Genomic DNA, 25685 nt, shown 5'->3' on the forward strand with positions numbered 1-25685 from the left:
GACGTCAGTCGAGCCGGACCACCGCAACCGACTTTGCCGGAAGGTCGAGCGTGACACGCGATCCATCGACCTTGCCCGTAATCGCGCGCGGCACGACCGTGTTTGGCGCATCGAAGCTGTTGACCGAATTGACATTCGGCGCGGTCAGGACCTGGCCCTTGACCGATCGGGCCGAGGCGCCTTCGATCGTCGCGGCGATCGACGCTGTCCGGTTGGGATCGACATTGGTGACCGCCAGCCACAAATGGCCCGCTTTATCGCGCGCGGCAATCCCGTCGACGCGCGGCAGATCGATGTCTCCCTGCCGATACGATCCGGCATCGAACTGGACTGGGACGAAGGTCGCATCCTGAAACGGCACATACATCTTGAAGATGTAATAGGTCGGAGTGAGGACCATCTTGGGGCCATCAGTCAGGATCATCGATTGCAGCACGTTCACCATCTGGGCGATGTTGGTCATGCGCACGCGGTCTGCATGGCGGGCAAAGATGTTGATGTTGAGCGCGGCGATGATCGCATCGCGCATGGAGTTCTGCTGGATCAGGAAGCCGGGATTGGTACCGGGCGTGGGGGCGAGCCACACACCCCATTCGTCAACCACGAGCGGGACCTGCTTCTTCGGATCATATTTGTCCATCACGGCCGAATTGTCCGAAATGAGCTTATCCATGCCCAGCGTTTCCTTTACCAGCCGGGCGTAGGCGTTCTGGTCGAAACCGGTGCTGGCATAAGACGGCGGCCACCCTCCCGTGGTGTAGGAGTGGAGCGAGAGGCCTTCGATGCTCCACGCCCAATCGTGCTTGCTCCAGCTTTTCATCACCTGATCGGTGTAATCGGCTGTTTCCGGGCCGCCCGGGCCGACCGCGATCCTTTGCATGGCGTTCTTGCCATCGGGTGCCTGGGCCGGATTGTAATTGTTCACGAACCGCGCAAACCGCTTCATCCGATCGGTATAGTAGGTCGCCGTCATGGCGCCTCCGCAAGACCAGCTCTCGTTTCCAAGTCCCACATATTTCACTGTGTAGGGCTGTGGATGGCCATTTGCGGCGCGCTCCTTGCCAGCAGTGGTGGTGGCCGGCGCAGTCATATAAGCGAGCCAGTCGGCCGCTTCCTTGACCGTTCCTGACCCGACATTGAGCGATACATAGGCATCGGCACCGATCTGGTGGATGAAGTCCATGTATTCATCGGTACCGAAGCTGTTAGGTTCGGGCGCACCACCCCAATTTGTGTTTGTGGTCTCGACCCTGCCGCTTTGCGGACCGATACCGTCGCGCCAGTGATATTCGTCCGCAAAGCAGCCGCCCGGCCAGCGCACATTGGGTACGTGGATCGCCTTCAGTGCTGAGACCACATCGGTCCGAATTCCGCGCACGTTCGGAATGGGCGAGTCCTTCCCAACCCAAACGCCGCCATAGATCCCATGTCCGAGATGTTCGGCAAATTGTCCGAAGATATTACGATCGATCGTTGCTCCGGGATGATCGGCCTCAACCTTCATTGCGATTGCTGCATCGTCGGCCAATGCAGGAGCATGGAACGCGAGCATGAATGCGACGGCCAAAGAAATGGACGATGATTTCAGCAATGATACCTCCCCGACGGTACGACAAATCGTTTCTCGCCAGAATTTCAACCGCAGCGAGTTCAAATGCTTTTAGTCAGACAAATAACCACGTCAAGTTTTTGGTGAGCTTCGCCTCGCCTGCTAATGCGATGACAAGAACAAGATGCTCACCGGAGGAGCAGTGTCGAATCTATTGCCCCGACAACCGCTCACTCAATGGCCGGCCCCTTCATCTAACCCCAGGTGCCGTCCACTCGGCGCGGAATCGACAGCGGATTGTCGCTCTTGAGCGCATCAGGAAGCAGCGCGTCGGGCAGATCCTGATAGCACACCGGCCTCAAGAACCGCTTCATCGCCAAAGTGCCGACCGAGGTAGTCCTGCTGTCCGTGGTTGCCGGGTAAGGTCCGCCATGGACCATAGCGTGACACACCTCCACCCCTGTAGGCCAACCGTTAGCGAGAACCCTCCCCGCCTTCTCCTGAAGGATCGGCACGAGCTTTCCGGCTAGGTCATGATCGTCTTCAACCATGTGGATGGTCACGGTCAACTGACCTTCCATGGCTTCCAGAACCCGTGCCATCTCACTTTCGTCGGCGCAGCTGACCACCACTGACGAGCTTCCAAACACCTCGGCCGCCAAATCGTCGTCCTTGAGAAAGCTTTCCGCATCAGTCCGGAAGAGCGCTGACTGGCACGCGTTCCCCTCGGCAGGCGTTCCGCGCCCCGCCAGTGCGATGCCATCCTTCGCCTCCAGCCGCTGGACCCCATCACAATAGGCCTTGTTGATGCCGGAGGTCAGCATCACCGGGGCGGGTATCTCGCCCAACGCCCCGACCGCCGTATCGACGAATTCATCCAGTTCGGCGCCCGCAATAGCGATGACCACCCCGGGATTGGTACAGAACTGCCCCGCCCCCATGGTCAGCGACGTCGCGAAGCCCTTTGCCAGACCGGCCGCATTGCCCTTGAGCGCACCGGGTAAGATGACAACCGGGTTCACCGCACTCATTTCCGCATAGACCGGAATCGGCTCGTGACGCTGCTGCGCGATCCGCGACAGCGCCAGTCCGCCCGCGCGCGATCCGGTAAATCCGACTGCCGCAATACGCGGATCGGAAACCAGAGCAGCGCCAAGGTCGTTCGATGTGCCCGGCAGATAGGAAAAGACGCCTTCGGCCAATGCGCATTGCTTGACCGCTTTCTGGATTGCACGCGCAACCAGCTCACCTGTCCCAGGATGGGCGGGATGGCCCTTGACCACCACCGGGCATCCGGCTGCAAAAGCGCTGGCCGTGTCGCCGCCGGCGACCGAGAAGGCGAGCGGGAAGTTCGATGCGCCGAAAACGGCAACCGGTCCGATGGCAACGTTGCGGCGCCGCAGATCTGGGCGCGGAAGCGGTTGACGATCCGGCATGGCCGGGTCGATCGTCGCCTCCAGCCAATAGCCTTGGCGCACTTCCTGAGCGAACAGGCGCAGCTGACCGCACGTCCGTCCCCGCTCTCCTTCGAGCCGCGGGCGCGGGAGGCCGGTTTCCTGCATCGCGGTTTCAATCAGGATATCGCCGATTGCTTCGATTTCCTTGGCACATGTCTCGAGGAACTGCGCCCGGTCTTCAGGCGAGGTTTCCGAAAATACTTCCGATGCAGATTTTGCCAGTGCGCAAGCCTTGTCCACATGGGTAGCATCCGCTTCCGCATAATGGCTTTCAAGCGCTTCGTTCTTCGATGGGTCGAAGGCGACAAAGCTCTTATCGCTCGTCGCTTCGCCCGATCCGATTAGAATGCTGCCGTTTGTCACTTCGCCACCTCTTAAATTTGTTAGCGCTATCATTCCCTGATCATCTAAGTGGTTCGCGCCTGTTGTTCAACCCGGGCGACCATACCGAACCGGCCCGAGCAGTGCGGGATCCCCCATCACACACTCCGGCTCGTGAAAGACAGTCGCTGGAATGTGGCGTCATTGTCAGTTGACTACAGCGTAACCGACACCGGCTTTCCATCATAGGATATCGTCTTGCCATGCTGGCTGTCGAACACAGGGCCTTCTTCGCTCCCGTTATGTAGCACGATGGTTATCCTGCGACTGACGGGCATGGCGGGAAAACGGCCCTGCCGCGCGTCGATGGTCAACAGCCGCAATCGATCGTTCCAGCGCAGAGGAATGCGCGCAGTCTCGCCCCTAGTATAGCCCATGTCGCTCCCCTGATCATCATATAAGGTGAACGCACCGTCGGCCCCGGCGAACACGTGAACCGTCAACGGCCCATGCGGATCCTGATCGCTCCACTCGACCTGTGGCCCCAGCGGCACGATTGCACCCGCGCGCACGAACAGCGGCATTTTCTCGCGTGGGGCTTTGGCTGTCACCGACTGCCCGCCTTGCAGAGGCTTTCCGCTGGCGCTGTCGTACCACGATGTTCCGGCAGGCAGGTAAACCTGCCTCGAACGGGCGCGGAACTCGGTAACCGGCGCCACGAGCAAGGCAGGGCCGAACATATATTCGTCATCAATGTGCCAGCCACGTCGATCCTGCGGAAAATCCATCACCAGTGGACGCATCATCGTGCCGTCATCGAAATAAGTGCCAGCCGCGAGCGTATAGATATAGGGCAACATGCGGTATCGCAGGCGGTCGTAATAGATCAGCGCATTGCGCATCGCCGGATCGCCTGCCGACACTTGCGGGATTTCGCGAAACGGAAACTCGCCGTGGCTGCGGAACAGTGGGGTGAACGCGCCGAACTGGAACCAGCGGAGATAGAGCTCGCGCCATTCCGGCAGTGCCTCGGGCAATTGCTTCGAATAGCGATCCTCGACCGCGAAGCCGCCTATGTCGTGGGTCCAGTTGGGGACCCCGGAAATCGAAAGGTTCGCGCCCGCGCTGATCTGATCGCGCAGATTGCTCCACCGCGCCGCGACGTCGCCCGACCACAGTGCAGCCGAGGCGCGTTGTATCCCGCCAAACCCGCTGCGCGTCAGGATGAACGGCCGGCGGTCGGGCTGTGCAGCACGCAGTCCGTCCGCCACACCTTCGGCGTGAACCAGCGGATAGGTATTGAAGATCGCGGCGCCCGGCGTGTCGGTTGCGGCGGAATACATCTGGTAGGCACGCTTTGAAACCGACAGGTTGGAATGCCAATCCGGCTCAGTCGCGTCCATCCACCAAGCATCGAAGCCTGTCGGCAGCAATGTATCGGCTATTTGACGGAAATAGAGCGATCGCGCTTCGTCTGTATAGGGATCGTAGAACGTGTTGGCATAACCCGGTCCGACCCAATCCTTCTGACCGGCTTCCAACGGTCGGCGGTACAGGAAACCCTTTGCGCTCAATTCCTCGGCATGTCTGGTCCATGGATAGAATTTGGGCCAGACCGAGATCATGATCCTTCCGTGGAGATCATGCACCTTATCGACCATCGCCTTCGCATCGGGAAAGCGACTGGTATCGAAACAATGGCAGCCCCACTGCTTTTCAGGCCAATAAAACCAGTCCTGTACCACTGTATCGAGCGGTATATGCTGGGCGCGATATTCGCGCATGACATCGAGTAACTGATCCTGCGTCTCATAGCGCTGGCGCGACTGCCAGAACCCATAGGCCCAACGCGGCATCATCGGCGCCTTGCCCGTCAAGCGGCGATAACCTGCGACCAGCGCGTCCATCGTCTTTCCGGCAACCACATAGTAGTCGATAGTTTTGCCGGCGTCTGAAGCGAAACTGACGGAATGCCGATCCAACTCAGGCAAGGCGTCGGAATGTTCGAGCGCGATATACCCCTGGTTCGGCTCCCATTCGACCCGCAACTGGACCGGCTTGCCTTTCGTCAGCGCCAACGTGAAATTGTGATACCAAGGATTCCAGTTCTGCCGCCAGCGTGACAGCACGAGCTTGCCGTCAGCGTAAACCTTTACATAGCTTGATGAGTACAGCCGGAACTTGTGGATGCCGTCACTGTCGGGCGTATATGAACCGGTCCACACCACTTTCTGCGACTGCACGGCATCGCCCTGCGTGTTCTGACCCGAAGTTGCGGCGACGGTTCTTGCCTTGGCGGCCTCAGGCCACTCAGCTTGATCGGACAAATATTGATAGTCGATCATCGGCTCGGCCCGGCTCACCGCGAGGCGATCGCGAAGGAAATAGTCGGCGCGCCAGTTGAGCTTCAACTTCTCGTAGGGCTTAGGGTCGCCAATGCGCGTGACCGAATTGTTGTCCCACAGGATACCATAGCCGCGGGTCGACAGAAGATAGGGAATCGCGATCGACATGTTGTGCTGAGCTAGCTCGACGTCCTCGCCGTTGTAGTTCATCTGTCGGTTCTGATGCTGACCAAGACCGAACAGTCCTTCATCCGTGCCGCGGTTGAACTGGACGCGTGTCGCATACCAGCGCTGTCCCTCAAGCTTGACGGGCGCGATCCGGCGAGCCGGTGAATATTCGTCAAGCAGGAGCTTGCCCACAGCGTTGAAGACCCGCAATCTGCCGTCCGAAAGCCTGACCTGCGCACGCGATACTTCTGAGGACAGTTCAGCCTCGCCATTTGCAACAGCAAGGCGCGGATTGCCGTCAGGCTCCTTCACGACCATGAAGGAAGTCCGTGCCGCATCGGCGTCCCGCGCGACGGTGATCCGGTAAGTGCCGTCTCGGTAACCGAGCACGCGAACCTGCTGACCGGAATCGGTAGTTACCACCATCCCATGCGCGACCGCTCGAACCGTCCCGGCCATAGCAGATACCGGCAGCGTCGAAACCACCATTGCGCAGATCAACCACAACCCTTGAACGTAGCGCTTCATCGCATCCCCTTCCCATGCCGCCATCTTTTGCTTGCACTCGACGCAGCATCCGGCATGTTAGCGCTCACACAAGGGCGCGACAACAGGCGCTGGGATTGGGGAGGATGTTGTGAAACTTGTCGGCTTGATGGGGCAATTTGCTGTTTTTGGCGGGATACTCGCAGGCGTCACGACGCTCGCCGGGGCGCAAACTACTACAGACGCGACTGCATCGACTGACACTTTGAGTGAGCGCGGTGTCGCTCATCCCGAGCTTTGGCCAAAATACCACTACCCAGTGGTGACACCCATGGACGAGGAGCGCCACGTGGAAGACCTCCTGGCGCGCATGACGCTGGAAGAGAAAATCGGCCAATTGGTCCAAGCCGATATTTGTTGTGCCACACCCGATGACATTCGGAAATATCACATAGGGTCCATTCTTGTAGGTGGCAGCGATGGCCCCAACGGCAATGACTTCGCGCCAGCTCCGGAGTGGCTCAAAACGGCCGACGCTTACTATCTGGCTTCTGTCGACAAACGCGATGGCGGCGTCGGCATCCCGGTAATCTGGGGGATCGACGCCGTTCACGGCAATTCGAACATTATCGGGGCGACGATCTTTCCGCACAATATTGGCCTTGGCGCAGCTCGCAATCCCGAACTGATCGAGAAAATCGGCGCCGCAACAGCGCAGGAAATTCGTGTCACCGGGCAGGAATGGACATTCGCGCCAACCGTTACCGTGCCCCAGGATTATCGCTGGGGACGTGCCTATGAGGGCTATTCATCGGATCCCAAGCTGGTCGCATCCTACGTCGGCGCAATGGTACGCGGTCTGCAAGGACCGCCGGGTCAACGCGACCTGCTGGCCCGGGACAAAGTGATTGCCTCGACCAAACATTTCCTTGCCGATGGTGGGACCAAAAATGGCGTCGACCAAGGTGACGCCGATATCAGCGAGCAGGAATTGCGAGACATCCACGGACTGCCTTACGGCCCCGCAATCGAAAACGGCGTCGCAACAGTCATGACCAGCTTTTCCAGCTGGCAGGGCGTCAAGATGGCCGGCAACAAGAGCCTCGTCACCGGCGTACTCAAGGGACAGATGGACTTCGGCGGCTTCGTCGTGACGGACTGGAACGCGCATGGCCAGATAAAGGGCTGCACCAATGATTCCTGTCCCAAGGCGCTGGAGGACGGAATCGACATGTACATGGCTCCAAATACGTGGAAGCCGATTTACGAGGATCTGCTGAAGCGTGCGAAGGCAGGCGAAATACCGATGAGCCGCATCGATGATGCCGTCCTGCGCATTTTGCGCGTTAAATCGCGCCTCGGCGTCTTCACAGCGGGCAAGCCATCTTCGCGGCCGCTATCTGGCAAATGGGATATTCTCGGCTCCCCTGCACACCGCGCTATCGCCCGTGAGGCAGTCCGCGAATCTTTGGTCTTGCTGAAGAACCAAGGTGTCCTTCCACTCAAGCCGGGCGGTCGCCTGCTGGTGGCTGGCGAGGGCACCGACGACATAGCCCGGCAGTCGGGCGGCTGGACGATCTCATGGCAGGGCACCGGGCTCGACAATTCCATGTTTCCCGGAGCAACGTCGCTATGGACAGGACTCAAGCATGCGGTCGAAGCAGGCGGCGGAACCGCACAACTTTCTCCCGATGGCAGCTTCACCCAGCGGCCCGATGCAGCCATCGTGGTGTTCGGCGAAAAGCCTTATGCCGAATTTCAGGGTGACCGCGCGACGCTGGCACTCGATGCGGACTTGACCGGCCCCTACAAAACCATGGCCGAACTCAAGGCGCAGGGCATCCCGGTGGTCGCAGTCATGATTACGGGACGCCCGCTCTATGTAAACCAAGCGCTGAATGCCGCCGATGCGTTCGTAGTCGCATGGCTGCCGGGATCGGAAGGCGAAGGACTCGCAGATGTCTTGATCGGCGACGCTCAAGGCCATGCTCGTTATGATTTCAAAGGCAAACTGCCTACCGCTTGGCCCAAGACTCCTTCGATGGCCGATGGTGCGCTTTACCCCTACGGCTATGGGCTGAATTATGAATCACCGCCGCAGGCGTGGAAACCGCTTCCCGAAGTCAAAACCGCCATAACGAACGACAACCATGTTTGGTTTACCGCAGGGCAACCGGCATCGAGCTGGTCGCTGCTGGTGAATGATGGTAACGGAACCGCCAACGAAACACGCATCACAACCGTTCCTGCCACCGCACTGGGAGGGCGAGTCACAATCTCGGCAACAGACTACAAGGTTCAGGAGGGCGCGCGTCGCTTCAGCGTATCGAACGGCTTGGTGGCCGTCGCGTTACGCAATTTCAATGCGATCGATCTGCGTCGCGAAACGAATGCCAAAGTCATGCTCCTTCTGACCGCACGCGTGTGGCAAGCCCCGGAAAGTGCTGAAATCAGTAGTGTTGGCACAGGCGGCACAGGGGCGATCCAGATCCCACTTGATGCGACAGATCATTTCGTACGATATGGCATTCCACTGGAATGCCTCGCCCAGAAAGGCGCGGACATACAGGCTTTGACCGAACCCTTTGTGCTGACCACAACTGGCAAGACGGACTTTGCCATCGGCGAAATTCGTCTCGGTACCGATGCAGAAAAGGTTCTGCCCTGCAAATGAAGCGCCCGAGCCAGAAATCGTGACTCCGGTCGAGGAGATCTCTGCCCCAAGTCCGGAGGTCTTCGAGCGCGATCATCGCTCGCGTTATCGCCCGCTGGTCATTCGTGACCTGGCGTCCGACTGGCCTATTGTGGCCTCCGCCCGCAACGGAACGGGCGATGTGCTGAGGTCTGTCGAAGCGATGGATAGCGGCGTGGCAGCAGATCTGATGGTTGCGCCGCCTGACGCACACGGGCGTTTCTTTTACAGTTCTGATATGCGCGGGTTCAATTTCCGGCGTGAACGAGTCACCCTTTCGCAATTGACTGGGCACTTGCGGCAAATTGCGGATCAGCCAAGCCCGTTAGCGATCTATGCAGGTGCGGTGGAGGCGCAATCCAGCCTTCCTGGCTTCACCGCCACTCACCCCCTGCCGCTTGCCGAAGCGGCTCAGGCGACTTGCCGGATATGGCTGGGCAACGCCAGTCAGGTTGCAACGCATTTCGACCTATCAGACAATTTTGCAGTGGTGGTGCTCGGCTCGCGGCGGTTCACCCTGTTCCCACCCGAATGTGTCGGCGATCTCTATGTTGGACCTCTCGATCGAACCCTGGCCGGGCAACCCGTCAGCATGGTCGATCCGCTTGCACCCGATCTTGCGCGCTACCCACGATACGAGCGCGCCCTTGCCCATGCACAATTTGCTGAGCTTGAACCGGGCGATGCCATCTACATCCCCACTTTATGGTGGCATCACGTCCAAGCGCGGGCACCGATCAACATGCTCGTCAATTACTGGCACAACGACGCATTGCATGGCGGAGGTTTCCTTGCGCTGGTGCATGCGATTTTGTCCATTCGCGATGCCCCCGAGCCGCAGCGGCAAGCATGGCAGGCATGGTTCGAGCATATGGTTTTCAGCACCGATGCTTCTGAAAGTGCGGCGCATTTGCCTGATCATGCGCGCGGTGTGACGGGACCACCTTCGCCCGCCCGTGATGAGATGATGCGACGCTTCATCGCCCAAGTGCTGATGGGGCGCTGAGCGATGCGTGACAATGGGATCACTGGCCTGAATTCTCAACTCAGCTCGATGCTGCGAACCACCAGGAGAAGTCTATGAAAATCTGGCATATGGCGCTTGTTGGCGCAGCACTCCTGTCGACCAGCCCAGCTTGGGCGGAAGCGCGCAAGCTGCCGATCGGCGCCTGTATCAACATCGGGAATACACTTGAGATCGGCAAAGCACGAAACCCTTATCACCCGGTAACCGCTGCAGACTTCAAACGGATCAAAGCTGCGGGATTCCAAACCGTGCGCATTCCCGTAAGGTGGGACGACCGCAGCCTTTCAAAGCCTCCGTACACAGTCGACCCGAAATGGATGGACCATGTCCAGTCCGTGGTGGACGAAGCGCTTACTGCGGGCCTCAATGTCATTTTGAACAGTCACCATTTCCAGCCGATCTATGAAACGCCGTTGAAGGTCGAACCGTGGCACACGGCAGTCTGGCGGCAGATCGCACACCGCTTCAAGGATTACCCGGACGCTCGTCTCTGGTTTGAGCTGGAAAACGAGCCACACAAGAACTTCAACGACAGCAATCTTCGCGCCGTGCTGGACCCCGCCTTGGCTGTTGTGCGAAAATCCAATCCAGATCGGCCAGTCATTTACGGCGGTCAGAACTGGAGCGGTATCGACTCGCTGACGACGTTGACCCTTCCGGACGATCCTAACGTTTATCCTACCTTCCACTACTACGAACCATTCGATTTCACCCATCAGGGCGCGCAATGGGTCGCTCCCGATGTTCCGCCGGTAGGGCGCGAATATGGCACGGCTGCCGACAAGAAACGGCTAGCTGCCGATGTAGCCAAGATCGCAGCATTCGAAAAACGTACCGGACTGATTCCGTTCATGGGCGAAAGCGGAGCCTACGAGAAATACATCCCCACGGCACAAAGGGTCGCATACACCCGCGCGGTGCATGACGCCTTCGCCCCGATTGGAGTCGATATCTGCCAATGGGCCTATGCCAATACCTTTCCCTTGTATGACGAGAAGGCGGGCCATTGGGTACCGGGCATGCTCGAAGCGTTGGATTTGCAGAAACGTTAGATCAGAATAGGCCAATCTTTCGCTGAGCCTCGTCGCAGCCAATGCAAACGGGGCCGATCACTCGTTCCGCTTAAGCGGGTAACGTTCAACAGACTAAGCCACCTTTGCCCTTGCCCGCCTTATGGTTCACCTATATGGTAGCGCTATCACGGGAGAGAAAAGCGGCATGTCAGCCGATAATTTAATCGAAATCCTGCCCCAGGATCACGCCAGCGGTTGGTTCATCGGGCGCGCTTTGACGCCGGATGGACCGAGTGTCATCGCAATTCGCGATGGGCTGCTGTTCGACCTGACCGACGAGGTTGCAAGCGTGTCGGGCGCGGTTGCGCGTCGCACCTTCAGTGGAGGTCGAAAAATCGGACCGGTCGATGGCGGGCTGCCGGTAGGCTGGAGCCTGCTTTCGCCGATCGACCTGCAATGTATCAAGGCGAGCGGTGTGACTTTCGCGCTTTCCGCGATCGAACGCGTGATCGAGGAACGGGCGCGCGGCGATGCTGCCAAGGCATCGGAAATCCGATCGCAGCTAGAGGACAAAGTTGGATCCGGCATTCGTTCGGTGGTTCCCGGCAGTGAAGCCGCGTCCGAGCTCAAGGCCGCATTGATCGATGCAGGCATGTGGTCGCAATATCTCGAAGTCGCCATCGGCCCTGATGCCGAGATCTTTTCGAAGTCTCCGGTCCTTTCATCGGTCGGCTCGGGCGCGAAGATCGGCGTCCGATCCGATTCCAGCTGGAACAATCCGGAACCCGAGATCGTGCTCGTCTGCGACAGTCGTGGAGAGGTGGTTGGAGCGACGCTTGGCAACGATGTCAATCTGCGCGACTTTGAAGGCCGTTCCGCGTTGCTCCTTTCGAAGGCCAAGGACAACACGGCAAGCTGCTCGATCGGGCCGTTTGTTCGCCTGTTCGACGAGGACTTTACGATCGACCATGTTCGAGAGGCGGTTGTCGAGCTCGTCATTGAAGGGCGCGACGGTTATCGCCTTGAGGGCACCAACCGAATGTCCGAGATCAGTCGTGACCCTCTCGACCTTGCCGGTCAGTGCCTTTCGGAGCACCACTATCCCGATGGTTTCGTGCTGTTTTGCGGCACTCTGTTTGCACCGACTCAGGATCGCGACGAGCCGGGCGCGGGTTTCACCCACAAAATGGGCGATCGGGTGACGATACGCTCTGCAAAGCTGGGCAGCCTGGTCAACACCGTGACAACATCTCGCGACGCGCCACCATGGGAAATGGGCTTTGCGGAATTTGCAAGAAACTTGGCCAGCCGTGGCCTCATCGACAAGATTTAGAGTATTACAGGAGATCGAGCCGAATGGCTGAAGGGGCTTCTCATCCAACAGCGGGATCGGCCGTATATCCGAGCTTGGCTGGCAAACGCGTCATCATCAGTGGCGGCGGATCCGGTATCGGAGCAGGAATCGTAACCGGATTCGTATCTCAGGGCGCGCATGTGGCCTTCGTCGACGTGCAGGACGACGAGAGCAATGCTCTTGCGGATCGTCTCGCCGCCAACGGGATCAAGCCGATCTATCGCCACTGCGATATCACCGACACGCAAAGTTATATCGACTGCCTGCACGAACTCACGCAAACCCTTGGCGGCTGCGACGTGCTGATCAACAATGCGGCCAACGATGATCGCCACAAGACGGCTGAAGTGACTCCCGACTATTGGGATGAACGCATGGCAGTGAACCTGAAGCACCAGTTCTTCGCTGCAAAAGCCGTTGTTCCAACTATGCGCGAAGCTGGTGGCGGAAGCATCATCAATCTCGGGTCAATCAGCTGGCACCTTGGGCTGGAGGATCTGACACTCTACCAGACTGCGAAGGCGGCGATTGAAGGACTGACGCGGAGTCTGGCCCGAGATTTCGGGCGCGACAATATCCGTGTCAACGCGATCATCCCGGGCAATGTAAAGACGCCGCGACAGATGAAATGGTATTCCCCCGAAGGCGAAGCTGAAATTGTTTCAGCGCAGTGCCTCGATGGTCGCATCCAGCCAAGCGACATTGCCGCAATGGCGATGTTTCTGGCGTCGGACGATGCCCGTTTCTGCACTGCGCATAATTATTGGGTCGATGCCGGATGGAGATAGCAGCCGCCGTGCAGCAGGTTTTGCCCTTGGACGCCAAGCTCGGAGAAGGCGTGTTCTGGGATGCCCAACGCAAGGTCGTCTGGTTCGTCGATATCAAACGCCATCAGTTGTGGCATTTCGATCCGGCCAGCGGCAGCAATTCTCATGCAGAGGCGCCGGGACAGATCGGGTGGGTGGTGCCAGCAGAAGGCGGCCTCCTACTCTGCGGCGTGCAAGACGGTCTGTACACATTCGATCCTGAAAACTGCCAGTTTGCCAAGCTGATGGACGTTCCAGGAGAACCAAGAGGCAATCGTCTCAACGATGCCTGCACTGATCCCAAGGGACGCGTTTGGTTCGGTTCGATGCACGACGGCGAAGCGGACCAGTCGGGTTATTTTTACCTGTTTGACCGTAACTCGGTCAAGCGCGTCGGGCCGGGTGGAATCGCTATCACCAACGGGCCGGCGGTGAACCCGGCGGGTGATCGCATCTATTTCACCGATACGCTTGGCAAACGCATTCTCGCCGCTCCTATCGAAGGCGATGATGTCGGTGAGGCGCAGCTATTCATCGATACTACGATATCAATTCCGGATGCTTATCCAGATGGCCCTGTTGTGGATGCCGAAGGATATCTGTGGAGCGCCTTTTACGGCGGAGGCTGTGTCGCGCGCTTTTCTCCGGATGGAAAGCTGGTCGCCAAAGTTCCGATACCGGCTCGCGACGTTACCAAGATGGGCTTTGGTGGCAGAGATTTCAGCACCGTTTACGTTACGACGGCGACCAAGAATATGGAGCCAAAGGATATGAAGAGTTACCCGATGGCGGGCAGTCTGTTCGCGTTCGAATCCAAGGTCAAAGGTTTCGCGCAAGCTCCGGCAAAGCTGTCATGATGCGCAAGTCAATCTGGTTTCTCAGTGGCATCGCGATTGCCTTCTCGACGACAGCGCTGGCAACTCCGTCGCTCGACGCATCCTATGGCGACCACATGGTGCTTCAGCGCGGACAACCGATACTCATTGGCGGCACGGCCGCCCCTGGCGCGAAGATCAGCGGAACGCTCGGCTCCGTAACGGCGACATCGACCGCCGATAACGCGGGAAATTTTACTCTAACATTTCCGGCGCGTGACGCGAGCGCTGTGCCGATCACGCTCAGCGTGACCGACGGGTCGGGCACCATTACCGCCAGCGACATCCTGATCGGAGACGTTTGGTTATGCTCCGGTCAGTCCAACATGGAATATACACTCGAGCGGTCGGATGGGGGGGCGCTTGCCGTCCAGAATTCCGCCGATCCGCAGCTGCGTATTCTGGCGGTGCCCAAGAGTTCGATTCCGGAGCCGAGCCGAAATTTCGGCAAACCCGCATCATGGGCAGCAGCAAGCCCGGCGACCGTACCCGATTTCTCGGCCGCCTGTTTTTATATGACGCAGCAGCTTCGCGCCAAGCTCGGTATCCCTATCGGGGCGGTAGGATCCTATTGGGGCGGCTCGCAGATCCGCGCCTGGATGTCATCCCCTTCAGCGACTAAACTCTACGGTGCCGACCAGATGGCACTGCTTCACCGGTACGCCAAGAATCCACTAGATGCGGTTACGGCATTCGCGCCGGAATGGGAAAAGTGGTGGAAGGGCAAAACCGGTGGCGAGCCTTGGCGCAATCCTGCCAGCATCGACTGGCAGCCGGTTCCGAAAATCTCCCCGTGGGGCGAGTGGGCAGGTACTCCGCTCGCCAAGAACACTGTGGGCAATGTGCTGTTGCGCCATACAGTCGATCTGACCAAGCAAGAGGCATCGGCTGACGGCACACTGTCTATCGGCATCATCGACGACGGCGATATGACATTCGTCAACGGCCACCCGGTCGGCGATACCTTCAGCTGGGACAGCGAACGGCATTATCGGGTTCCGGCAAGCTACCTTCATGCCGGAACCAATGAGATACTGGTGGTCGCCAGCAACAGTTGGGGCGAAGGTGGATTCCAGAGTCCGGCGGATCATCTCAATTTCGTCATCGAAGGCGGAAAGACGATACCCCTATCATCCGGCTGGCAGTTTGCCGTGGCAAAGACCAGCGAAATGCCACCTCACTCACCCTGGGACCAGATCGCCGGAATCGGGGTGATGCATAATGGCATGATCGCACCGCTTGGGCCGATGCGGTTCAAGGGCGGTGCTTGGTATCAGGGCGAAAGCGATGCCGGAATTCCTGGTTACGCCGGGAAGCTCAGTGAACTCTTTGCAGGCTGGCGACGCCAGTTCGGCAATCAGATGAAAATGCTGGTGGTCCAGCTGCCGAATTACGGCGAGCGCAGCGATCATCCGGTCGCATCCGGATGGGCGCAAATCCGTGATGATGAACGCACCGCCGTCGCTGCGGACGACAATGCAGCGCTGGTCAGTGTCATCGATATCGGTCGCTTTGACGAGCTTCATCCACCAGACAAGCTCGATGTCGGCAAGCGTCTGGCCTTGGCAGCTGAAGGCGAAGCGATGCCAATGCCGACAGCGGTCCGCAGCGGTGAGGGAAAGATTGTCATCACCTTCGATGGCATCGAGGGCGGACTACACGCGTTCAGCGGGGATCACCCGCTCGCGGTGGAGTTGTGTGGCTTGGATCAGCCAAGTTGCCGCTATGCGACAGCCACGATCAATGGTGACAGCTTGCAAATTGCAGATGACGGCAAGCCCGCAACCCGCGTCCGTTACGCGTGGTCAGATGCGCCAATCGTCAATTTGTATGACGGGCGTGGACTGCCTGTGCCTGGCTTTGAGATGAAGATCTCACGGTGAAACTGGGGCGGCGTCAGTTCCTCGCGACCGGCGCCGCCCTCAGCTCTCTTTCTGCCTACGCCAAGTTCGAGCAGCACAAACCTTCGAGCGGGATTGCGAAGCGCGATCGGTCGAGATTTCTTCGCAATGGCCAACCATTCCGCATAATCGGTGCGAACATGTGGTATGCGGCTTGGCTGGGCGCGGATACCCAATTCGGCGACCGGGAGAGGCTTGGCCGTGAACTCGACCGCTTGAAGGCGCTAGGGATCAACAATCTGCGGATTATGGCGAGCGCCGAGGAAGGGCCGCTTAAGCACTCCATCCGGCCCGGCTTCACGCGAGAGGACGGATCGCCGAACCCGGCGCTGTTCCAGGGGCTCGACTATGCCATGGCGGAGATCGGCCGGCGCGGCATGACCGCCGTATTGGTCCTGTCCAATTTCTGGGAATGGTCCGGCGGGCTGCAAACGCTTCTGTGGCGCGCGACCGGCAGCTATATCAACGCCAATGACCCGGCCCATCCGTGGCCTCAATTCGCCGATTCCACCGCTCGTTTCTATTCGAATGCGAAAGCTCGGGGCTTTTATGACGCCCACCTAAGGCGGACCGTCACCAGAGTGAACTCGATCACCGGAAGTGCCTATGCAACGGACCCGGCAGTTTTCAGCTGGCAACTTGCCAATGAACCGCGCCCTGGCGGCAGCGATGGCGCAATCACGCGCAACGCCAGCGCTTACTATGACTGGATCGACAGCACTGCTGAGACCATTCGCGCGCTAGACCCCAATCATCTGGTCAGCCTAGGGCAGGAAGGCACACAGGCGGCCAATAGCAGCCAAGCGATCGTGCTGCGCGCGCACCGGAATATCGATTATCTGACCGCTCATATCTGGCCGCTCAACTGGTCATGGGCCAAGGGCGACGATCTGGACGGGACGTGGCCTACGGTAGAAAAGAATACCCTCGCATACATTGCCGCTCATCAAAGCATTGCAACCACTATGCGAAAACCGCTGGTGATCGAAGAATTCGGTTTTCCGCGCGATGGAGAGAGCTATTCGCCATCGTCCTCGACAGCGTTTCGCCAACGCTTCTATCGCCTTATTTATGCAGAGGTTGAAAAGAGTTGGCGCAACGGCGGCGCGCTTGTCGGCAGCAATTTCTGGGCTTGGAACGGCGAGGCGCGCGCTGGGCATCGCGACTTTCGGTTTCAGCCCGGCGATCACGCCTACATGGGCGATCCGCCGCATGAGCCGCAAGGCTGGTACGGTAATTTCGACAGCGATGCCGCCATGCTGGACCTTATACGCGCGCATGTAGCCGAACGCTGCCTGGGCCTTGCCGCAGCCTGCACGGCGTGATCGAACTGGCAGCGGGCAGATGGCGTGCATCGCTGCGACCGGAGGTCGGAGGCTGCATCGCATCGCTGGATCGCAACGGTATACCGGTGCTGCGAACCATGCCGGAAAGCTCGGACGATGTCCTGCAATCCGCCTGCTTTGCCCTTCTCCCTTACTGTAACAGGATCGAGCACGGGACGTTCACCTTCGCTGGACGCACTGTGACCATCGCACCCAACATGAAGCCGCAACGCCACCCGCTTCACGGCACGGCGTGGAAACGTAGCTGGAAAGTCGTGAGGTGCGACATCCGGAGCGCTCTGCTGGAAGATGACTACGCCGCCGGCGAGTGGCCGTGGGCCTATCGCGCGCATCAGCACATCGCGCTCAATGAAGGGGGATGTACGGTCCGCCTGATGGTCGAAAATCGTGCGTCTGAAGCTGCGCCCATCGGTCTGGGCCTGCACCCCTATTTCCGGCGATCGGGAGACAGCAACGTCGCGTTTGAGGCCACCACCATGCTTGGGATCGATGACGAATTCCTGCCCGACGGTTCACGCTGGCCCGCAAATATCCTCGCGTCATGGGATAGCGGGGCAACGCTGCCGGACACGTTGGTCGACCACTGTTTCACCGACTGGAATGGCAATGCGACCATATCAGACAGCCGTGGCAGTATCCGCGTTCAAAGCTTTGGAGCCCCCGTATGCCATGTATTCGCTCCACCACAAGGTGAGGAACTGTGTATCGAACCCGTCAGCCATACGCCTGACGCGCTCAACCGCAAACCGTGGGAAATGACGTTGCTACCTCCCGGAGCAGCCGCAGGGATTGCGCTGAGGATCGAAGCCGGGCCGCCCGCCTGAGGGCCAGCGCTAGTGATTGTGGCGTGGTAGCTTCTTCGATGTCCCGCGATACTTCAGCGCAAAATCCATCACCCCGCCAGATCCCAATTGCCCGGTCTTCTCGCGAAACAACTCTTCCCAAGGCGTGTTACTTTGCGGAATCGGAGGTGCAGGCTCGTGCTCGAGGCGACGCGCTATTTCATCGCCTTCGACGAGAGCGTTGCAGGTACCTTCGTTGAGATCGACCCGAATGACATCTCCGGTACGTAGCCACGCCAATCCGCCGCCTACCGCGCTTTCAGGCGAGGTATTGAGTATCGACGGGCTGTCGCTGGTTCCCGACTGGCGCCCATCACCAAGGGTAGGCAACCACTGCGTTCCCGCGCGGATCAATGCGTCTGGGGGCTGCATGTTGACCACCTCTGCACTGCCCGGCCAGCCGATCACGCCCGCACCGCGCACAACGAGGATACAATTGTCGTCAATCTGTAGAGCGGGATCGTTGATCCGGTGATGGTAGTCGTCCGAGCCGTCGAACACGATCGCGCGGGCTTCAAACACGTTTTCCGCGCCTGGACGCGAAAGATAGCGCTGACGAAACTCCTCGGAGATAACCGAGGTCTTGAGGATGCCGAAATCGAACAGATTGCCGGTCATCACGAGATAACCTGCCTTTTCCATCAGTGGATCGGCAAAGGGTCGGATCATCTCGCGGTCACGGCTTTCCCGGCCTTTCAGATTTTCCGCCATAGTGTGGCCGGTGCAGGTTAGACAATCGCCGTAAAGCTTGCCCGCCTGCAGCAATTCCCACAGCGCAGCGGGGACCCCGCCGGCGCGATGGAAGCGCTCGCCAAGATAGGCACCGGCTGGCTGCATATTGACCAGCAGCGGCAGGTCGTAGCCATGCTCCTGCCAAACGTCGGGTTCCAGCGGCACTCCAGCATGAGCGGCCATTGCCTGGATATGGGGTTGAGCGTTGGACGATCCGCCAAGCACGCTGACCGCAGCAATCGCATTGAGGAAAGCTTCGCGAGTAAGAATGCGGCTGGGGCATAGGTTTTCTTCGACCATCTCGACGATGCGCCTGCCAGTACGATAGGCGTATTGACCCCGCTCGCGATAAGGTGCGGGAATCGCCGCACAGCCGGTGAGGCTCATACCCAACGCCTCGGCGACTGCATTCATCGTGCTCGCAGTCCCCATGGAGTTGCAATGCCCTGCGCTGGGCGCGCTATCCGTGGCGCGGTCGAGGAATTCCTCCTCGCTGATTTCGCCAGCGGCAAGCTTGCGTCGACTGCGCCAGATCACCGTTCCCGAGCCAACCAGTTCGCCTTCGTGCCAACCGTCCAGCATCGGCCCACCGGACAGGACAATCGCCGGAATGTCGACCGTGCTTGCCGCCATGATCTGGCTCGGTGTGGTCTTGTCGCAACCTGTGGTCAGAACGACGCCGTCGAGTGGATAGCCGTTGAGCAGTTCTACCAGCCCCAGATAAAGCAGATTGCGGTCGAGCGCCGCGGTTGGACGCCGACAATTCTCGAAAATCGGGTGGACCGGAAATTCAATCGGAATGCCGCCAGAATCGCGAATTCCGTCGCGCACCCGCTTGGCGAGTTCGACATGGATGCGGTTGCATGGACTGAGATCGCTACCCGATTGGGCAATTCCGATAATCGGCTTGCCGCTGCGCAGTTCCTCTGGCGTGACGCCATAATTCATGAACCGCTCGAGGTAGAGCGCGGTCATGTCCATTCGTTCGGTGTTGGCGAACCAGTCCCGCGAGCGCAAGCGCTGTTGCGGCTTCGATTTATCAGTCAACTTTTGCAGACTTTCTCGACGCCAAACTTGGCGCCGCATCAGATTCACGCCGAATGAGCGTATATGGCAAGGTTACAGTTTCCGGCTTCAGCCGCTCCCCGGAACGACGCGCGCCTGCAATGCGGACGATAGCGGCGACCGCCCATGCGGTCATTTCCCGGATCGGTTGCCGGATAGTGGTAAGTTCCGGCCAGATCGTGCTCGCCATCGCAGTATCGTCGAAACCGCAAACGGTGATGTCGCTCGGGACATCCAGATGCAAGCGATGCGCGACTGCGACAGTTGCGGCAGCCATATCGTCATTGGAAGCAAAGATTGCGGACGGTCTTGGATTTGCTGCCAACAGTCGCTGCGCACCGTCCATACCGGAACGATAAGTGAAGCGTCCCTGGACGATCAGAGCGTCGTCACGCTCAATTCCTGCATCCTCAAGCGCGGCAAGATAGCCGTTGAGCCGCCGGCCGCTGGCAACCTGTTCCGGGTTGCCGATAATAAAACCAATCCGCTTGTGCCCTAGATCGCTGATATGCTTGGTCATGTCATAAGCGGCCTGAAAATCGTCGATCAGAACCGCGCCATGTGTACCCGTCGCCTTGCCCGGCCCCACGGCAATCGCCACTGCGTCAAGCTCGCTCACCAGATCGAGTATGCTTTGATCATCGCAAAGCGGGGGCGGTAGGATGAAGCCGGTAATGCCGCCTTCCGCAAGATGACGAATTACAACTTTGGCGGTGGGAATATTCTCGCAGCTTTCGACCACGAGATGGGCATCGCTGCCACTCGCTTCCTGAAGCGCGCCCATCAGGAATTCGCTCAGATACGCGGCTGAAGGATTATCGAACAGCAGCGCAATCCGCAGCTGACCGCCCCCCGCCAAACTGCGCGCAGCACGATTGGGAGAATAGTTGAGCTTGCGGATCGCTTCGAGAACCTGCTCGCGCGTCTTTTCGCGAACCTTGCCCTCACCGTTGATGACTCTGCTGACCGTCATGGGAGAGCAGCGCGCTTCTTGCGCAACATCGGCAATCGTCGGCGCACCGTTGCTACGTCGCGACGATCGCTTTTCTCGGCGGGAATGGGAGGGCGGCTGGGCGTTCACTATGCTTGTCCATAGACCGCGCACGCGCTTTTCAGCAAGACCAGCGTCATTATCCGGGAGCATCCGGAAATTCGAGCGCCTCGTAATAGGAAAGCGAATGTTCGGGCGGGCGTTCGCCGGCGGGTAGCGGCAGATGGTTGAGCGATTGCCAGTAGGCGATCGAGGCATCGCGCCACCAGCGCGCTTCCTTGCGTTGAATGGCCAGCGACGAAGCGACATCCACAAACCGCTCGTGATCGACGTATGGTTGCAACGTTTGCCATTCACGCGCCATCGAATCGACCGCCGCGACGCCGCGATCGTAACGCGAGATCAGTTCGTCCCACAAAGACTTGCCAGATTGGGTGCGGTAGCTCCAAGGAAGGTGATGGAACCAGAGCAGATCGTTCTCGTCCATCGTTCTGGGGTCGGCCCATTGGGCGGCCACTGAAGGCGCATATTGGGCCAACGCATCGCTGCCAGACCTGGTGCGGTCGAAACCGATACCCTCGGCATCAGCACGATTGTAATAGCACGGATTCCATTCAGGCCGATCAAGCGTACAGACCCAAGGCGCCGGACCGTAATGGTGACCGGTTCCCATCTGGTGCGCCAGACCGAGCGGCGTCATATAGTCGACCACCGCCTGACGGCTGGAAAGCATCATCGGGACCAACTGGCGCACAAAATTCGGGTTGCGTGAAAACGTCTGCCCTACCCATTCGCGCGCAATCTGATCGCTGGAAAGCGCGGGACTCCAAGCCAAGCGCCCAAATGCGTACCAATTGGCTTGATCAAACTGGTCGCCGGTCCAGTCTCTATCCGAACCGGTGTTGGCGACACCCGCCATTCCCGTCGGCTCGATAACCTGCGCAACCGTTGCTCCATGCCCTGTCGGGGCGTCGAGCACTTCCTTCCATAGAGGGGCAAGGTAAACGATCCCGGTCGCCTGTCCCAGATACTCACGCGTGATCTGCGCTTCGAGCATCATCCTCGTGTGAGGCATCGCTCCGAACAGAGGGTGGAATGGCTCACGCGGCTGGAAATCGAGCGGCCCGTTTTTGACCTGCAGGATGACATTCGGCGCGAACTTGCCGTCGAGCGGCTTGAACTCTTCATATGCCTGCTTGACGCGGTCGGTCTCACCTGAGCTCGCATAAACGAATGCGCGCCAGATCACCGTGCCGCGATTTCCCAGCGCGGCGGCGAGCATATTCGCGCCTTGGGCATGGGTGCGATGATAATCCTGCGGTCCGGGCTGACCTTCGGAATTGGCTTTGACCAGGAAGCCCCCAAAATCGGGAATGGCTTGGTAAAGCTTGCCCGCCTGCGCTTTCCACCAGGCCTTCACTTGGGGAGCCAACGGGTCAGCGGTCTTCAAACCGCCCACCTCGATCGGCGCACTGAAACGCACTGAAATATAAAGCCGGATACCGTAGGGACGCCAAGCGTCAGCCAGACGCTTTAGCTTTGGCAGATAGCGCTCGGTCAGGAACAGCGGGCTGGCGTTGACATTATTGACCACCACGCCGTTTATCCCGATCGAGGCATTAGCTCTCGCATAGTCGATCATCCGTGGCGACAATTCCTCGGGCAGATGCCACCAGTCGAAGATCGAACGTCCCGCGTATCCCCGCTCGACCGTGCCGTCGGGATTGTCCCAGTGGTCCAGCATCCTGAGCGGCATCGCCGGAGCCTGCGCCAGCTCAACCGTAGCCGGATCGCGGCCGAGCGACAGCTCACGCAGCAATGCAAAGGCACCGTAAAGACATCCAACCGAATCGGCTGCCGAGATCGCAAGGAGTGAACGCCCGTTCGCCTGCTGGTGGGCGGCCACGTTAAAATGGCCTCGCGCACCGCTCGATCCGTCGTTGCAAGCAAGAACGATCGGAGAACCGCCAGAAGAGGCAGGCACATGGCCCAGCAGACCTGTGAGTCCGCGGCGCAGTTCCTCCTCGGCAACTTTCACGCTGGGGTCGGCTTCACCGGTTTGCACCACGACCGGATTGAATTGGTCGAGACGCTCCTTGGCCGAACCCGTGAGTGGGGCATAGCGCAGCCACAAGGCGTAGCCGTCCTCTGCTGTCGCAGCATGGCCTGCCATAAGGAGAGCCAGCGCAGCAATACTTGCAGCTATTCGGTTGACAAGCGATCTCCCTCTCATCATGGTAGCGCTACCACAAGACGCACAACAGTCAAGCGGCTGGGTGCAGGGAGAGGACTATTTAAATGCAAGCGATCAAGCGTCTCGCGCTCGCCGCCAGCGCCAGTGTGATGGTGCTGGCCTGCCCTATGGCATCTGCCACGCCAAGCAACGAAGCGGCCACCGCCATTCCGCCAAAACCGATGGCGAACGCGCCCTATTGGAACGCGAAACTCCCGGTTGCAGAACGTGTTGCAGACCTGATGAAGCGCATGACGCTGGAGGAAAAGGTCGCTCAGATGGTGTCCACTTGGGTCAACAAGACCAAGATTCAGGATTCCGATTACAATTTCGATCCGGCAAAGGCGACAGCCCGATATCCCAATGGCTTGGGTTTCTTCACGCGTGCGTCCGACAAGGAGGGCCCGGGCAGTCCCCGCGTTTTGCCGCCGCGCTCAATCGTAGAAAGCATCGCATATGTGAACGCGGTCCAGCGCTGGTCACGTGAGCATACGCGCCTCGGCATTCCGGTTCTCTTCCACGAGGAGTCGCTTCACGGCCTTGCCGCCCGTGATGCGACAAGTTTCCCAGTACCGATGGGGCTTGCCTCCACTTGGGATCCGAACCTTGTCCGTACGGTCAATACACTGATCGCGGGCGAGGTCCGTTCGCGCGGCGTCTACCAGGTCCTCTCCCCTGTCGTAGACGTCGCGCGAGATCCGCGCTGGGGACGTATCGAAGAAACCTTCGGCGAAGACCCGTTTCTTGTGGGTGAAATGGGAGTGGCAGCGGTCGAAGGGCTGGAAGGACCGGGCAAGGACCCCAAGCTTGCCCCGGGCCATGTATTGGCAACGCTCAAGCACATGACCGGGCACGGAGAACCGCAAAGCGGCACCAATGTCGGGCCTGCAAACATGGGCGAGCGCGAACTGCGGTCTGTGTTTTTCCCTCCGTTCAAGCAAGTGGTCGATCGCACGGCGGTGGCCTCTGTCATGGCGAGCTATAACGAGATCGACGGCATTCCCAGCCATTCGAACAAATGGCTGCTGGCCGAAGTGCTGCGCAAGGAATGGGGATACCCGGGCGCGGTCGTATCCGATTACGAGGGCATCGAGCAACTCGACGATCTGCACCACGTGACCAAGGATTACGCCGGCGCGGCACGCATGGCGCTCGAAGCCGGCGTGGATGTCGATTTCCCTGATGGAGAAGCCTATTCGACGCTCCTTCAGCAGGTGAAGGATGGCAAGATTCCGGAATCCGCCATCGACAATGCGGTCAGGCTGATCCTGACGATGAAATTCAATGCCGGACTGTTCGAACATCCCTTCGTCACCGACATCAAACCAGCCCTTGCCTCCGATGGTCCGGCTGGACAGGCGCTCGCCCGCAAGGCCGCTGCCGAATCACTGATCCTGTTGAAGAACGACGGAGCGTTGCCTTTGTCCCTGCCAACGGACGCGGAACACAAGCCGACGATCGCGGTCATCGGGCCGAATGCCAATGTCGCCCGGCTCGGCGGATACTACGGTATTCCGCGCAGCACGGTCAGCCCGCTTGCAGGAATCCGCGCATTGGTCGGCAATCGCGCGAACATCGTTTTCTCGCCCGGTGTGGTGATTACCAAAAATGACGACTGGTGGGCGGACAAGGTCGAATTGGGCGATCCGGCGAAAAACAAGGAAATGATTGCTCAAGCGGTCCAGGCAGCGAAGAATGCCGACACCATCCTGCTGTTCATCGGCGATACCGAGCAGACCAGCCGAGAAGGCTGGGCGACCAACCATCTGGGTGACCGCGCCAGCCTCGATCTGGTCGGTCAGCAGAACGATTTGTTCAACGCACTCAAAGCGCTCGGCAAGCCGATCGTGGCGGTACTCGTTAACGGGCGTCCGCCAAGCTACCCCACAGTTGCCGCGAACGCCGACGCGATCCTGGAAACCTGGTATGCTGGCGAACAACAGGGCAATGCGATTGCAGACGCCCTGTTCGGACAGGTAAACCCGGGCGGGAAATTGCCAGTTACCGTCGCGCGTTCCGTCGGTCAGATACCGATTTTCTACGACCACAAGCCGAGCGCATTGCGTGGCTATCTGTTTAGCGACGCAACGCCGCTTTATCCTTTCGGCTGGGGTCTGAGCTACACCAGCTTCAAGTTCGGTGCGCCGGTCCTTTCCGCAAGTACGATCAAGCCCGGCGAGGGGGTCAGCGTGCGCGTGCCCCTGACCAACACCGGCAAGGTCGCGGGCGACGAGGTGGTGCAGGTCTATCTGCGTGACGAAGTCTCCAGCGTGACCCGCCCGGTTAAGGAACTGGCCGGGTTCCGACGCGTGACCTTGCAACCGGGCGAGACCAAACAGGTCGATATTGCGATCCGGCCCGATGCATTCGGCCTGTGGAACCGGCAGATGAAGTTCGTTACCGAACCGGGCGCCTTCACCATAATGGTCGGCCCCAATTCGCAAGATTTGCAAAAGGTTGAGCTTAAGGTGACGCAATAGCC

General features: G+C 59.3%; 16 protein-coding genes. 10 read left to right on the forward strand and 6 right to left on the reverse strand.

All coding sequences use genetic code 11. The annotated features are described in order from the left end of the window. Positions 1 to 4: 4 nt before the first annotated feature. The 3 genes from GRI58_RS05220 to GRI58_RS05230 all read right to left on the reverse strand — a co-directional run bounded on the left by GRI58_RS05220 (position 5) and on the right by GRI58_RS05230 (position 6368). A complete protein-coding gene (locus tag GRI58_RS05220) occupies positions 5 to 1552 on the reverse strand; it encodes an alpha-N-arabinofuranosidase (protein ID WP_160752521.1) in 1548 nt (515 codons plus the stop codon). A 251-nt stretch (positions 1553 to 1803) separates the two neighbouring features. After that, on the reverse strand, positions 1804 to 3369 hold the full coding sequence (locus tag GRI58_RS05225; RefSeq protein ID WP_160752663.1) for an aldehyde dehydrogenase (NADP(+)): 1566 nt from the start codon (positions 3367 to 3369) through the stop codon (positions 1804 to 1806). Between the two features lie 173 nt (positions 3370 to 3542). Next, entirely contained in the window at positions 3543 to 6368 is a 2826-nt protein-coding gene (locus GRI58_RS05230) for a glycoside hydrolase family 31 protein (RefSeq protein ID WP_160752522.1), read from the reverse strand. Positions 6369 to 6477: 109 nt separating this feature from the next. Here GRI58_RS05230 and GRI58_RS05235 point away from each other — a divergent pair, with 109 nt between their 5' ends. The 9 genes from GRI58_RS05235 to GRI58_RS05275 all read left to right on the forward strand — a co-directional run bounded on the left by GRI58_RS05235 (position 6478) and on the right by GRI58_RS05275 (position 18164). Next, positions 6478 to 9000 carry a glycoside hydrolase family 3 protein gene (locus GRI58_RS05235; RefSeq protein ID WP_337190886.1) on the forward strand — a complete coding sequence of 841 codons (2523 nt, stop codon included), beginning with the start codon at positions 6478 to 6480 and terminating at the stop codon, positions 8998 to 9000. Further along, positions 8972 to 10024: a cupin-like domain-containing protein gene (locus GRI58_RS05240; RefSeq protein WP_160752523.1), complete on the forward strand. Its 1053-nt coding sequence runs from the start codon at positions 8972 to 8974 to the stop codon at positions 10022 to 10024. The genes GRI58_RS05235 and GRI58_RS05240 overlap by 29 nt, the downstream gene beginning before the upstream one ends. Before the next feature lie 74 nt (positions 10025 to 10098). After that, a complete protein-coding gene (locus GRI58_RS05245; protein WP_237452111.1) occupies positions 10099 to 11097 on the forward strand; it encodes a glycoside hydrolase family 5 protein in 999 nt (332 codons plus the stop codon). 166 nt (positions 11098 to 11263) lie between these two features. Beyond that, positions 11264 to 12391 (forward strand): fumarylacetoacetate hydrolase family protein, encoded by a 1128-nt coding sequence (locus GRI58_RS05250; RefSeq protein WP_202386818.1) that lies wholly within the window; start codon positions 11264 to 11266, stop codon positions 12389 to 12391. 23 nt (positions 12392 to 12414) lie between these two features. After that, positions 12415 to 13200 carry a D-xylose 1-dehydrogenase gene (gene xylB / locus GRI58_RS05255; protein WP_160752525.1) on the forward strand — a complete coding sequence of 262 codons (786 nt, stop codon included), beginning with the start codon at positions 12415 to 12417 and terminating at the stop codon, positions 13198 to 13200. Next, positions 13191 to 14075 carry an SMP-30/gluconolactonase/LRE family protein gene (locus GRI58_RS05260; protein WP_160752526.1) on the forward strand — a complete coding sequence of 295 codons (885 nt, stop codon included), beginning with the start codon at positions 13191 to 13193 and terminating at the stop codon, positions 14073 to 14075. The genes xylB and GRI58_RS05260 overlap by 10 nt, the downstream gene beginning before the upstream one ends. Next, positions 14072 to 15976 (forward strand): Ig-like domain-containing protein, encoded by a 1905-nt coding sequence (locus GRI58_RS05265; protein ID WP_237452112.1) that lies wholly within the window; start codon positions 14072 to 14074, stop codon positions 15974 to 15976. The genes GRI58_RS05260 and GRI58_RS05265 overlap by 4 nt, the downstream gene beginning before the upstream one ends. After that, positions 15973 to 17319, forward strand: a complete 1347-nt coding sequence (locus GRI58_RS05270) for a glycoside hydrolase 5 family protein (RefSeq protein ID WP_160752527.1) — start codon at positions 15973 to 15975, stop codon at positions 17317 to 17319. Before GRI58_RS05265 ends, GRI58_RS05270 begins: the two co-directional genes overlap by 4 nt. Continuing rightward, on the forward strand, positions 17316 to 18164 hold the full coding sequence (locus GRI58_RS05275; protein WP_160752528.1) for an aldose epimerase family protein: 849 nt from the start codon (positions 17316 to 17318) through the stop codon (positions 18162 to 18164). Before GRI58_RS05270 ends, GRI58_RS05275 begins: the two co-directional genes overlap by 4 nt. Positions 18165 to 18173: 9 nt before the next feature. On the opposite strand, the gene GRI58_RS05280 is transcribed toward GRI58_RS05275, so the two are convergent. From GRI58_RS05280 to GRI58_RS05290, 3 genes are read right to left on the reverse strand one after another with little or no spacing between them, the layout of a single operon-like run. Further along, entirely contained in the window at positions 18174 to 19961 is a 1788-nt protein-coding gene (locus GRI58_RS05280) for an IlvD/Edd family dehydratase (protein ID WP_202386819.1), read from the reverse strand. After that, positions 19954 to 21060 carry a LacI family DNA-binding transcriptional regulator gene (locus GRI58_RS05285; protein WP_419957027.1) on the reverse strand — a complete coding sequence of 369 codons (1107 nt, stop codon included), beginning with the start codon at positions 21058 to 21060 and terminating at the stop codon, positions 19954 to 19956. The genes GRI58_RS05280 and GRI58_RS05285 overlap by 8 nt, the downstream gene beginning before the upstream one ends. 49 nt (positions 21061 to 21109) lie before the next feature. Further along, positions 21110 to 23143, reverse strand: coding sequence for an alpha-glucuronidase family glycosyl hydrolase (locus GRI58_RS05290; RefSeq protein ID WP_237452114.1), 2034 nt, complete (start codon positions 23141 to 23143; stop codon positions 21110 to 21112). A gap of 170 nt (positions 23144 to 23313) precedes the next feature. Here GRI58_RS05290 and GRI58_RS05295 point away from each other — a divergent pair, with 170 nt between their 5' ends. Continuing rightward, complete coding sequence (locus GRI58_RS05295; protein ID WP_419957029.1) at positions 23314 to 25683, forward strand: glycoside hydrolase family 3 N-terminal domain-containing protein; 2370 nt, start codon at positions 23314 to 23316, stop codon at positions 25681 to 25683. Positions 25684 to 25685: the final 2 nt, after the last annotated feature.

This window comes from Qipengyuania algicida (genome assembly GCF_009828025.1).
In the GTDB taxonomy this organism is placed as follows: Bacteria; Pseudomonadota; Alphaproteobacteria; order Sphingomonadales; family Sphingomonadaceae; genus Qipengyuania; species Qipengyuania algicida.